Source organism: Candidatus Omnitrophota bacterium (assembly GCA_041653595.1).
Taxonomy (GTDB): Bacteria; Omnitrophota; Gorgyraeia; order Pluralincolimonadales; family Pluralincolimonadaceae; genus Pluralincolimonas.
In genome coordinates this window covers 1-11,815 of the sequence record JBAZFB010000031.1, presented here as the reverse complement: position 1 = coordinate 11,815, position 11,815 = coordinate 1, and the positions used below count along the sequence as shown (strand labels likewise).

General features: G+C 39.0%; 11 protein-coding genes and 1 pseudogene. 1 reads left to right on the top strand and 11 read right to left on the bottom strand.

All coding sequences use genetic code 11. From position 1 onward, the window contains the following. From WC317_07880 to WC317_07855, 6 genes and pseudogenes are all read right to left on the bottom strand, one after another. Nucleotides 1–279 (bottom strand): SIMPL domain-containing protein (locus tag WC317_07880; GenBank protein MFA5340045.1); only part of this gene is annotated, 279 nt, incomplete at its 3' end. A gap of 143 nt (nucleotides 280–422) precedes the next feature. Beyond that, a complete protein-coding gene (locus WC317_07875; GenBank protein MFA5340044.1) occupies nucleotides 423–1,013 on the bottom strand; it encodes a histidine phosphatase family protein in 591 nt (196 codons plus the stop codon). A gap of 195 nt (nucleotides 1,014–1,208) precedes the next feature. After that, nucleotides 1,209–1,385, bottom strand: coding sequence for a hypothetical protein (locus WC317_07870; GenBank protein ID MFA5340043.1), 177 nt, complete (start codon nucleotides 1,383–1,385; stop codon nucleotides 1,209–1,211). 99 nt (nucleotides 1,386–1,484) lie between these two features. After that, a pseudogene (locus tag WC317_07865) lies at nucleotides 1,485–1,597 on the bottom strand (ORF6N domain-containing protein). A 405-nt stretch (nucleotides 1,598–2,002) separates the two neighbouring features. After that, nucleotides 2,003–4,177 (bottom strand): helicase-related protein, encoded by a 2,175-nt coding sequence (locus WC317_07860; GenBank protein MFA5340042.1) that lies wholly within the window; start codon nucleotides 4,175–4,177, stop codon nucleotides 2,003–2,005. Next, entirely contained in the window at nucleotides 4,174–4,995 is an 822-nt protein-coding gene (locus WC317_07855) for a DUF1837 domain-containing protein (GenBank protein ID MFA5340041.1), read from the bottom strand. The genes WC317_07860 and WC317_07855 overlap by 4 nt, the downstream gene beginning before the upstream one ends. Nucleotides 4,996–5,261: 266 nt before the next feature. Between WC317_07855 and WC317_07850 the strand changes: the two genes are divergently transcribed. After that, a complete protein-coding gene (locus WC317_07850; GenBank protein ID MFA5340040.1) occupies nucleotides 5,262–6,275 on the top strand; it encodes a hypothetical protein in 1,014 nt (337 codons plus the stop codon). On the opposite strand, the gene WC317_07845 is transcribed toward WC317_07850, so the two are convergent. The 5 genes from WC317_07845 to WC317_07825 all read right to left on the bottom strand — a co-directional run. Next, nucleotides 6,248–6,649, bottom strand: a complete 402-nt coding sequence (locus WC317_07845; GenBank protein ID MFA5340039.1) for a very short patch repair endonuclease — start codon at nucleotides 6,647–6,649, stop codon at nucleotides 6,248–6,250. The genes WC317_07850 and WC317_07845 overlap by 28 nt on opposite strands. Continuing rightward, nucleotides 6,600–7,844: a DNA (cytosine-5-)-methyltransferase gene (gene dcm, locus WC317_07840; protein ID MFA5340038.1), complete on the bottom strand. Its 1,245-nt coding sequence runs from the start codon at nucleotides 7,842–7,844 to the stop codon at nucleotides 6,600–6,602. The genes WC317_07845 and dcm overlap by 50 nt, the downstream gene beginning before the upstream one ends. Before the next feature lie 175 nt (nucleotides 7,845–8,019). Next, a complete protein-coding gene (locus tag WC317_07835; protein ID MFA5340037.1) occupies nucleotides 8,020–9,027 on the bottom strand; it encodes a hypothetical protein in 1,008 nt (335 codons plus the stop codon). Between the two features lie 228 nt (nucleotides 9,028–9,255). Then, nucleotides 9,256–11,622, bottom strand: coding sequence for a DNA/RNA helicase domain-containing protein (locus WC317_07830; protein ID MFA5340036.1), 2,367 nt, complete (start codon nucleotides 11,620–11,622; stop codon nucleotides 9,256–9,258). A gap of 3 nt (nucleotides 11,623–11,625) precedes the next feature. Then, a partial coding sequence (locus WC317_07825) for a MazG-like family protein (GenBank protein MFA5340035.1) occupies nucleotides 11,626–11,815 on the bottom strand: 190 nt, incomplete at its 5' end.

Below are 11,815 nucleotides of genomic sequence, written 5' to 3'. Positions count from 1 at the left end.
GTAGATGACCGCCGTCTCCACCTGCGAAACGATCATCTCGCCCTCGGCCATCCCTTTGGACGCGAGGTAGGCCCTGACCTTGGCCGTGTCCTCTTTTAACCTGGCGAACGCGGCCTTCATCTGCGGGTCCCGCGCCGAGAACTCGGCCGTCCAGACCGCGTAATCCGATGTTATCCTCTTCTCGGCGGAGCCGGTGACGTTTATCACCTCTGCCGAGGCCTTCTTGAACTTTACCATCCCGTCCGTCAATATCACCGCTGAGCCTACCGATGCTGCCAAAAAACACACTCCAAAAATGACATACTTACCCATCTGCTTCTCCCCGGTTAATCGATTTATCTTTACCGCTCGTCCAGTATCATTGTTTAATTTTTCATCACCTCCCCCATGCTATACCGGAACAAACAAAATCACATTCAATTCTAAATTTCAATCTCCACTATACCACAATTCGGGATCCTGTTGACAGCAAGGAGGTCTTTGTATTCTTTCATATCCTCGGAAGATAGGCGCGCGATCTCTCCCTTATCAATCACCCACAGCAAGGCCTTAATAAATTGCTCGTGGCTGAATATCGCAATAACGCTCTCTCTCCTGCTCCTTAGCCTTCCAAGCGTTCTTTTTACGCGGTTAATGAAATCATCGAACGACTCTGCGCCTTCACCGTCACAATAAAAAGGGTCGCACTTCTTCCAGTATTCCTCGACCATTGGCCTGCGTTCCGGCGATGACGTATTTTTGCATCTGCCCGGCGCCAGATAGGTAAATTCATGGACCTCCCATTCTTCATGGGGCGTTTTACGGGATTTCTTCATAAGAGGTGCCGCAGTTTGGGTGGTCCTGATATATGATGAAGTGACTATCGATTCCGGCATTTCAGAGATCAAGGCAACCATCTCCTCGGCTTGCTTGATCCCTGCGGGACTCAGCGCAACCTTTGACGGCTCCGATGTCCGTCCCCCGGCATTTGCCTCGCTTTCGGCGTGGCGGATAAGATAGACTTTCTTTTTCATATACTGGCACCAATTTTCGATATCGCAATGAAAAGCCCCTCTGCCTGTTAGGGCAAAGGGGCCTATTTTTCAAATGCTGGTGCTAACAAGCAGACGCTCATGATCGCCAATCCCACCAGCCGGACTTGACGAATAAAACGTTCCGCTATCATGGTAAATTGAGTATACTGTCACCGTAATTCTATTGACCTTATTTCAACCCGTATGAAACCCTATCTTCTTCTTCGGTTTTTCTTCCTCTTTGATCAGGTCTTTTATGATATCAAAAACAAGCTTGAATTGATAGTCATACTTATTCTCTAACTTTTCTATCTTTCGAAGGAGTTCTTTGTGCGATTCGAGTATCCTTCTTAAACGAATAAATGTCCTCATTATCTGAATATTTACCTGAACTGCACGTTTGCTGTTAAGAACTGAGGAAAGCATCAGGATGCCGTGTTCTGTAAATACTCTCGGAATCTTGCGTGTGCCGCCCCATCTTGATGTTCCATTTTGGAACATCAAATTGCGGAGCTCTTCATCACAGCCTTATTAAGGTCTCTTGTGCCTACCTCGTAAAGCTGCGCCAAATCCTTATCCAGCATAACCCTCTTTCCCCTTATCCAAAATATCTTCTGCTCTATTACCTTTTGCATAACCAGTTTGCCCATAAAAAATCCCTCCTTTAGCTAAATAGACGCTAAAAGAGGGAAAAATCTTTCACCTAATTTTCCCGCAATTAGGTCCAGGGAAAATTTACCCCCGAGGAATTCGAAGAATTCCCGGGGCTAATCCCCGTAATCTTTCAGATTACTGGGGACCGGGGTGTCCCCGAGCATAGCGAGGGGGCAACTATTTTTTAGTTATTTTCGTACTGTGGAGTGTCCCCAAATGACACGTCTCCTATTTCCCTCTTAGCTTTTATTTTTTAGGCCGGAGCTAGCTTTTCTCCGGCGGATTTATGATGGCTATACATAGGTTTACCCCTTTTTAGCATGCCCGGATTTAACCTATGACTTTGGTAACATTTTTAATTTCTTGATTTCATAAGGAAGCAGCCCTACTGTATTTAAATCGAGGGAGTGAACTTTTCTAATAATTTCTTCTTGCTTGATACCTTCTTTTATATATTTTGATAGCTTTCTGACAGCAGACATCGGCACGTCATATTCAAGAAGAATTGTCAAATTTGATTGAATAAATTCATTTTCAATTTGACTGGCGAAAAAAGCATACTCACCTGCATTTAATCCATTTCGTTTAAAGACATAAGCTTGCAATTCTGACATAACAACTAGCATTTTGGGTAACTTATAATCAAACCAATGCCGTGAACATTGCAATACTACTTCCACAATTTGCTGTAATCGTTCATGTTCATCTGGTTCCTTATTAATCCAATATTTACTTTTCATAGATTCTTTTATTATGCCATTTAGCGATTTTAAACCGTAGTATTGAAGGGCCATAACTGCTAGCTGACTTGGCACATATAGGCCGCCCTTTGATTCGTTTTTTTTCAATAAATTCTTCCAACCTAATTCTATTACTGTGTTGAGTTGTTGATAATTTGGAATTTTTGACCAATTCAATAATGGGTGATAATTTGAAAGGTTTTGTTCTATTGTCTGAATTATTTTTAATTGCCCTTCTAGCGGCATTCCAGTGTTCTTGATTAACACTTCCCGTAACTTAACATCCATTTTATCAAAATCTTTTAACTTTTCTTTTGTAGAAGTAACTCTATCTTTTGGGTCCATTTGGATTAGTAACTCTAATGGGGCAGAAGTCTGATTATACAAAGGAATGTCTATATTTAATTCAAGTTGTTGAGGTTCTGGATGGAATTGAAAAATATTTCCTATAAAGTGCCTGCTCATTCTACCAGCCCTACCTGTTATATTTTTGAAATCAAAATAGTCAATTTGCTTGAGTCCTTTTTTCTTGTCAAATAATACAACATTCTTTGCAGATGTGTTAACGCCCTCAATCAATGTAGAGGTGCAAAAAAGATAATGTATATCACCGGAGTTGAATGCGTCTACTACAGAGCTTGCCAAATGCCTAGGTAAAGCACCGTGATGGAAACCTATTCTGTTAGCCAAAGCCTTTCTTAAATCCCAATTTTCATGAATATTCGTATCGATCCACTGGGTTAAGTCATGGTTTGAGGAACCTAGTTGTTTCCCATTGTGGTTCTTATTTAACATAAACTCTAAAAATTTTGGTATTAACTTATTTACCTTGCCCGGCGACGAGCAGTAAATTAAAGTCGGTTCTTTTAGCGTTAACAATAAATCAAACAGCGCAGTTTCCTGAGTTTCTTTATTTATTTTTTTTTCTTCATATATTTTATTAATATCTATGGCGACAGTTGCAAAGCTAGTCCTTAGCCAGTTAGCGTTGTATTTTGACGCAAAGCCTTCGGGTATGCTTTTAATAGAAGGACCTAGCATATAAAACCTTTTTGTCATTTTAAGTAGCAAATATAACGCATGGTTTAAGGCTATTGACCTATCATCGTCCCTTGATGGACTTAACTTATAAAATTCGTCCAAAACAAAAAAATCGATTTTGGGAAAATGTTTATACTCAACAACTCTTTCACCGGTAAACAAAAATAAATTTTTTCTAGGTGACGGCATTTGCGAAGTACTAACTATTATGTTGTAATCATCGCTATACTGTTGAAGTTTTTTACGAGTTTCATCTAGAAGTGCCAACGTTGGCTGGATAACTACAATATTATTATGTACTTTACTAGCGACAACTTCTTCGATTAGTAGGCTTTTCCCAAAACTTGTCGGAGCGCTTACGATAAGACTTTCTAGTTTGTGTAGTAAAATAGATATATTCATCTGCTCTGCATGGAAATATTTATCTACTAAATATTTTGATTTATGATATTCTTGTCGTAAGCACGAAGAACCGGATAATTTATTTTGCTCTACATAAGGGTACAGACCGGATGCCTCAATTAAATCGTTCCATATATTTTTTGTTTCAGAATTAACTTTACTCCATGCATCCAAGATGCGAATTATGATTTCCCGCCCTTGTTGCGCACTTTCCTCTTCTGACAATAAAAAAGCTACCGCTTTTGATAGTTCGAAGCTATCGTTAAAATTAATCGCTTTTGAGTTCGCTATAAAATTTATTGCGTCATCAAGCTTTGTTATCTTCATATCGATTGCATTGACCTTAACCGTTTGTGAAGCTCTTTGATTAGTTCGTCTTTACAGGGAACGGGTAGCAACATTAACATTACATCAATATCTGTGGTTACTTTTTTTGATCCGACATCAAATATAGCCTTTAGACTATGGCATTCTTTTGTAAAATCATCTAAATATTGCCGTGTAGCTACAGAATGAGAACGAAATACATCACTCGAATACGTACATACCATAGGTATACAAATTCCGTGATATATTGATTCTAGAGTTTGATGTCTATGCATAAGCCTCCGCCAGTGTTCAATTAAAGGCGTTGAACTTGGTATCTTTGGCGCAATAAACATAAACTCCTTACGAAGATAATTCGCTTTTGTGTGGGCTACCAAATCCTTAACTAGGCTTCTCACTCCTTCGGTTCCATTTGTGTAAAGTTTTGATTCACCAAGCCAAAGTTTATTCTTACCATTTTTAATTGTAATATGAACGGCATCAAAACCATGAACAGCCGCATTACTTGTATCTTTAAAGTATATCTTTGAAATTAAGGGTATTGTTTCACAAAAATCTCTAAGAAAAAGATGGAGAATTAGCTCTCCAAATTCGCCTCGTTTTTTATATTTGTCAGTATCATAGACTCTTAAAGCCGCTTCCCGTAACTTCGCCCTGATCTCAGTAGGAGCTATGCTTACGCTTTTATCATATCCTAATGCAAACTCTAATATGACATCACATATCACATCAACGAGTGGTTGCAACCTAAACTTATTATTCTCAAACCCAACATGATAAGCGCGCAGGGTTGCCTCTGATATTTTTTCTTCGAGCACTAACTCAGAATTAAAAGGCCGCGGCATGATTCCTCTTTGTGTATATTGCGGGACGTATCACTTTAGGGTATTCCGCAAAATTGCATATTCCTTTTTGACAAGTTTCTAATTTTTATGTAACTTGTAACCCTTTTCCCAATCTACGCTTAAAACATTTAGGTGTCAAGCTATTACTTGCTTTTATTAGCGTATTTTAAGTAATTCTCACCTTTATTGTTGTGCTTTTAAGCATGAAGAGCTATAATTTAGTAAAATCAGAGGTAAATATGAGAAAAGTGATATCCGAGGGCACATTTATTGAGATTTTAGAAGAAGCTAAAATCCGTCTATTAAAAGATGGCTTGAGAAATATCAATTCAGGCGATGAATTTGAAGCTATTCTTTACGGCGTAATAAAAGCTATATGTGCCGAGAGAAGCATAAGAGATCATCTTTGGACGGGCAAACATTCATTTCCAGACATATACATATGGCCTTTTGGAATCGAGGCGAAATTCACGGCTGGCGATGCCTGGGTAACAACAGGCAATAGTATTACTGAAGCCACAAAAATAAAAGATTTAAGACAAGTTTATATATTCTTCGGGAAAAAGGGCAAGAAAAATAAATCTGATATCATGTTTAGACTTTATGAAGACTGCCTTAGCGATATCGTAGTTACTCACTCGCCACGCTATAAAATTAATATGGAGCTACCAAAAGGTGATAACATATTTGGGAAGATGGGTACAACCTATGGGGCATTTTGCCAAGGCGACACCATAAAAACGGCTAAGGAATATTATCGAAGCATACTCAAAAAAGGTGAGGAACTATGGTGGATTGATTCCGGTGTAATGCCGATTATAAAACATATTTCTGAACTTGATGATGTTTCACAAGAGCGTTTTATAGTAGAGGTTATGGTTCGTTTCCCTGAAGTTTTTTCAACCTCTAATCGCAAGTACATAAAACCATCTCTCTATCTGTTACAGGAATATCAAGCCACGTGTAGCTCGTTCCGAGACTTATTCACGGCCGGCGGTCAAATGTCATTGCGATTATTGAATGGTAAGACTATAAAAGTCCCTAAAATACTTTATAATTTGTACATTAATGCCAAGGCGATAAAAAAAATTCTGACCGACGTCAATAGAGACGAGCTTACAAGCGCCTGGTGCGTGAAGGTGTCTAAATCCGCCGACATAGAAGAAGTATGGCTTGGTCTTGTTGATAAACAGGGAAATTTAAATAAGGGAGAAGCGTCTTTAATCTATGCGGCGGGTCTGCGAGCACGATAGACGCGTAGTATTTTATTAATTATCATATCGGGTTTTCTCTTTAAATCGCTCTCCCAAAATCGAAGCACTTTCCAATCATTTTTCCTTAACTCCTTGTTCGTCCTTATATCACGTTTAATGTTATTTCTTATCTTATTAGCCCAAAATTTGTTATAACTTGCGAGTTCAGCTTGAAGACTCTTAAGCCCCCTTAACTTCCAATTATGACCATGCCAAAAATCGCCATCAACAAAAATGGCGATTTTTCTTGAATTTATGGCGATATCTGGGCTTCCTGAAATCTTGTAATGTCTTCGGAATTTTATTTTATTCCTACGTAGGATTCTACCTAAAGCTACTTCCGGCCGCGTATTCTTGGAATGAATACACGCCATGATTTTGCTTGTAACTTTCGGATCTCGCTTTTTTCTCATTCTCCACAAACTCCTTCACTCTTTTCGCAATATGCCAAGCTAATAGCGGCGGAACAGCATTACCAACCTGCACATAAGCGGATGAGCCGCTTCCCTTAAAAACGAAATTATCTGGAAAAGTCTGAATTCTAGCGCATTCCCTCACCGTTAGTCGTCTTTTGTTCTTATAATGAAACTCAATATTACCATGATGTTCGGCTCGAATCGTTGGCGCCGGGTAATCCGCTTTTATAGGTTTATTACCCTGTAAATGTTCGCCATAATTTTTAGCCTGTGAATATTGGTTCTGATTTGGTAGGCAATTCTTTTTTTTCTCCGTGCCCCATAAGTCACCGATTGCCTCTTCAGATTTAACCCAAGGCTTTCTTCCGTCCTCATTTGATTCGTCAAACGCGTGAGTTGGGGAAGGGGCATGAAAAGTCGCAACGCAGTCGTTTCGGACGCCAACAATGATGACTCTTTCTCTGGTTTGAGGAACGCCGAAATCAGCGGCCATAAGTAAATGGTCACTGATTCGATACCCAGGATAAGTTGCGGCGAAATCGTTCTTTATCCTATCCAGCGCTCCAGCAAGATTCGTTAAACCTTTAACGTTTTCTGCTATGAATATTAAGGGCTTCTTCAATAATATCACTCTCTTCATCTGTTCATAAAGTCGCCCTCTTTCCGTATTGAACCCCTCTCTTTTCCCGGCTAAACTAAAATCCTGGCATGGAAATCCTCCAATAACAACCTCGCAGTCAGGAATAATCCCATTACCATCTAGATATTGTTTTATGTCTAAACAAACGGATTTATGTTTAAAATATTCCTCATATGTATCGCACGCGTCTTGTATTATGTCATTAGCGAACACCATCTCAAATCCTAGGTTTTCATATTTGTTATTTAAGAATTCAAAGCCACCTACAAAACCCACATCCATACCGCCACATCCACTAAATAGCGATACAACTCTAATAGAGTCGGATTTACCAGAAAGTATATCCTTTAACCGTAATTCTAGGGCAGTATTTACGAGATCAGATATATGAACATCAGAATTATGCTTAAGATGATCTAGTTTCGCTTTAATATCGTTCTTGATATAAAATGTGCATCTTTTCCCATTCTTATATAGACTGGTGACCTCTGGTTTCCTGCCCCTTCTTTTCATATTAGCTCCTTTAATTGTTTACAATATACTATATTATTACAAACAATAAATCAAGTAAAATTATACACCATTGGCTATTATGAGAAATTTAGATTTTCTAAATGGCGGGCACTGTGAGGCACATTAATTCAGAATGCTTTAGTTTATTTGTTTATAATACTTTTAGTGCTACAATTTAATAATAATCTTTTCTTAAAGCAACTGTATCTTTAGCCATATCCTCTCCCACGCTTCTAATAAATTCATCAACAATATTTTTATACTCCTGGCTCGAAATATGTTTAGAGATGCACTTTTCCAGTACGAAGAGAGTCGCTTCTAGAATCACTATAAGAGAGTCGTAAAAAGTTAGCGCCTCCTCTTGTGACATTGTGCCAAGAATAAAAGCATCCGCATCCTCATAGTTTGATCGGATTCTTAACCTATATAGCCCATCATAAAATGTTGTGGCATGCAAAGTGCTATCAACTATTAATTTTTGTTTAAAAGAGAGGTTTTTTCTTGGTTCTCCATTAGCGCATTTAAAACGTTTAGACTTTATTGCTTCCTTGCGTCTTTTTTTATCTTTTCTTTCGCGTGTTGTTTTAAGCCATAGGGCATACCAACTCCAAAAATCGACCAAAAAAGGCGTAGATAGATTACTTATTTCCTTGTATTCCCCTAGAAAATTAAAATAAGAATGGTTATTTAACTCTTTTTGCCCTCTGCAATAGCTGTTCCAGGGCGATGGGAACAGATCTCTATTTACAATACTTTCAGAAATCTGTTGAAGTGTATCTGCGTGAGAATGCGGGCATACAATACCCATGCTATCAAATAAAGCTCTAATTGAAAGAAATATTGAATAATACGCCTGAATAGGTGCCCAGTGATTAGAATACTTGACAAATTCTTCACTTGTTTTCCGCGGTATACAAAAAACAATCTCTGTGTGCCATGAATTAAACAATAATTTCTTAATTTTGTCTAAATCTGCATCTTTATTTGTTTGAAATTTAGAATAGGAAGGTTTTTCCTCACAAGCAGTTTTAAGATTTACGAATACCTCTGGCCTTTTCCCGTACTTATACTCAATATACTGTTTTAGGCTTAATAGATAATTACTATATGTCCTAAATGACTTAATTTCTTCATTATCTTCCTTGATACCTTCAAGATTTATAACTATTCCTTCTTCCTGCATAACAAATTCTTATCTTTCGCTTATAAAATGCTTACGACTTCCCCAAGATTCCTCACCCCTTCAGAAATCTCATTTCTGAAGGGCCGCGCATTTCATCGGCGTTGCCAGCGCATCCTTCGCACAAAAATACAGCGAGCGGTCGGAGGAGACGACGCGCAGGTTGCGGCCCTGGCGCTGGGGGACCTTGTTGATGTTATATTTATCCTCTCTCCGTATATTTCATATATTTTACAAATTCCCTACAAACTCCGCTATAACTTTAAATTCACTTTCATCTTCAGGAGTTAAAATTATTGGTTTGTAGCCGTTATTTAAAGACTCAAGGACGATTTTTCCGTGTTTCCATGTGCTATCTTTGCTGTACTCCTTTTCGCTATTGTATCTCTTTACTGTATATGATCCACCGGTGTCGGGATCATGAATATTGCGGCTCTGAACGAGAACTACCTTCCCTTGCCGCGTCCCACTAATAGTATCAGTTCGGAATATGCAATAGCTACCATCAGGTATCTTTGGCTCCACGGAATGGCCGACTATTTTGCAAACAAACATACTTTTGCTTAACTTTAGCTCGCTTACTTTTATCCAGCCTTCTTCATGCACGTCTTCTCCCTCACCAAATTTACCTGCAGCTGCCTTAAGCGAATAAACGGGTAAATATTCGTCATATTTTTTATCTGGTGAAATATCAATAATAACTCCCGGCTTCTCTTCCTCTTTCGGTTGTTTATGATGCTCGATTCTCGATTTAAAGAATCTTTCTGTGTCTTTATTTATAAAATATACATAACAGCCCTTCAGCCCACGCGTCATAAGAGTTCTGTATGTATTTTTAATGATTGACTCTGCCTTGCGGTATGCCTCTTCGGGATTGTCTTCGTGTGCTTTCTTGTACCCATGAAGAGATTTATCGGTTTGAGCTCTTTTGCTAGGATCTGCAATAACTCGACCATCCCTAACCCCGAGATCTGGCCCAACAATGACTCCGATATAATCAACCTCGAGACCTTGACATGTATGAATACAGCCAACCTCACTTACCGATTCAGGGGAAATTATCCAAACATTTCCATCGCTGGCGAGATTCCATTTAATTTGAAAATCATGCTCAGGCATTACAATATCATTCAGATTTTTACCCCGCTTGCTCACCCAATCCCAACAATACCCGGCGACAAGGCGCGCCTTATTATTAATCTTGTTCTTTTTAAGGATAAGCTCATGGAGCTCCTTTGGAGACTCAACTATCCTAAAGTCATACTTGATGTCATCAAGCGTCTTATTGGCTGTTTCTTTTATCTGAAGTGTATTATCAAGCCAGGCGAGGTATCCGTCAGATCCATTGCATCGGAATTGTGACTCAAGCTTAAGATTGTGAACTTTCGCGCCAATACGCACAGCCCACTTTTCAATCTCATCTTTCCTGCCGATATCATGCCAAGTCACTCTTTGGTGTTCATCGATAAAAAAGATAGAGCATTTAGAAGCGTCAATAATCTCTTTAATTTGATTCTCTCCTGTGTTCCTCATCATACCTGACTTTTCATTAAGTCTGTGCGCCTCATCAACGATAAGAGCATCAAATGCATTAGGCTCACATTTCACATACGAACCCGAGCCAGTAAACATATTTGAAATCTGAGTTTTCTTAAGAGTGCCTGTTAGCTTAGCCTCAAAAACTGCTCGAGGGGCAGAATTTTTTGTAACATATTGCGTATTTAATCCGAGCTTTGTGATCGCAACAAGTAAATTTATAGCGACGATCGACTTTCCTGTTCCCGGCCCACCCTTAACAATTAAGACATTTTTATTAGTCTTACTGGATTTTTTTGAAAGCGAAAGTGCGGTCTCGTAAACAACCTTCTGGTCGTCGATCATGATAAATTCTTGATTACCCTTAATCATTGAGACAAGGCAATCAGCAAGATTCTTAGAAGGACGAATTTCGCCTTGATCGATACGATACAGCGTATTCTTCTTCTCGCCATATCTCACATATTGAGCGATAAAATCCTGGAGTTTTTCTTTATCACCTTTGAAGAATGGCGGAGCTTTTTTCAAATAATCATCGTAAAACTTATTGGTTATAACGTCATTATCGACATGATTATGGAGATATGCGCAAGGCTCCAATCCGATCCCTTCCTCATAAACCGTGGCGTTAAAGCCATAAAGAAGGGTCGAATACGACCACGCCTGATATGAAGGATGGAGCTCTTCACTTGGACCTTGCTTGAAACGCGTTAATACGATCGCATCCTTATCAGTAACCTGAATATCTGTCCATTGCTTTAACTCTATGATAACCACCCGTTCACGGCCTCGTTCATCCTCTCCGGTAATCAGAAAATCTATACGATTTTTTGAACGAGGAATGGAATACTCGATCGCAACACCAGAATCATCCGGAATCTTATCAGTATCGAGCACATGATGCATCGCATTGCCAAGTGAATTTCTCCAGGAATCATATTCACTACTGCCCGGCTTTACATCAATGTTAAGCTTCTTGCGAACGCACTCTCTGACGATATCTTCTATCCCAGATGAAGCGTCTTTAAGAAAACCTTGCTTGGTCGATTGGTAAACGATCATATCTTATAATTTATTGTATTTTGTATGCCGGCCTTTAGCTTTTTCAACCGGATACTTTTTGGCGTTTTTTATCAATTTATTCTCTATTGCTTCAGAAAGATCAATTCCTAGATTATCTGCGAGTTCAAAAAGATACATAGCCACATCTGCAAGCTCTTCAGAAATCTCATCTTTATGCATTTTTCCGTGGCTA

Coding starts and splice junctions, on each gene's coding strand:
- WC317_07860 (MFA5340042.1), bottom strand. CDS start 4,177: ATGAAGATAACAAAGCTTGATGACGCAATAAATTTTATAGCGAACTCA.
- WC317_07875 (MFA5340044.1), bottom strand. CDS start 1,013: ATGAAAAAGAAAGTCTATCTTATCCGCCACGCCGAAAGCGAGGCAAAT.
- WC317_07850 (MFA5340040.1), top strand. CDS start 5,262: ATGAGAAAAGTGATATCCGAGGGCACATTTATTGAGATTTTAGAAGAA.
- WC317_07835 (MFA5340037.1), bottom strand. CDS start 9,027: ATGCAGGAAGAAGGAATAGTTATAAATCTTGAAGGTATCAAGGAAGAT.
- WC317_07870 (MFA5340043.1), bottom strand. CDS start 1,385: ATGAGGACATTTATTCGTTTAAGAAGGATACTCGAATCGCACAAAGAA.
- WC317_07845 (MFA5340039.1), bottom strand. CDS start 6,649: ATGGCGTGTATTCATTCCAAGAATACGCGGCCGGAAGTAGCTTTAGGT.
- WC317_07830 (MFA5340036.1), bottom strand. CDS start 11,622: ATGATCGTTTACCAATCGACCAAGCAAGGTTTTCTTAAAGACGCTTCA.
- dcm (MFA5340038.1), bottom strand. CDS start 7,844: ATGAAAAGAAGGGGCAGGAAACCAGAGGTCACCAGTCTATATAAGAAT.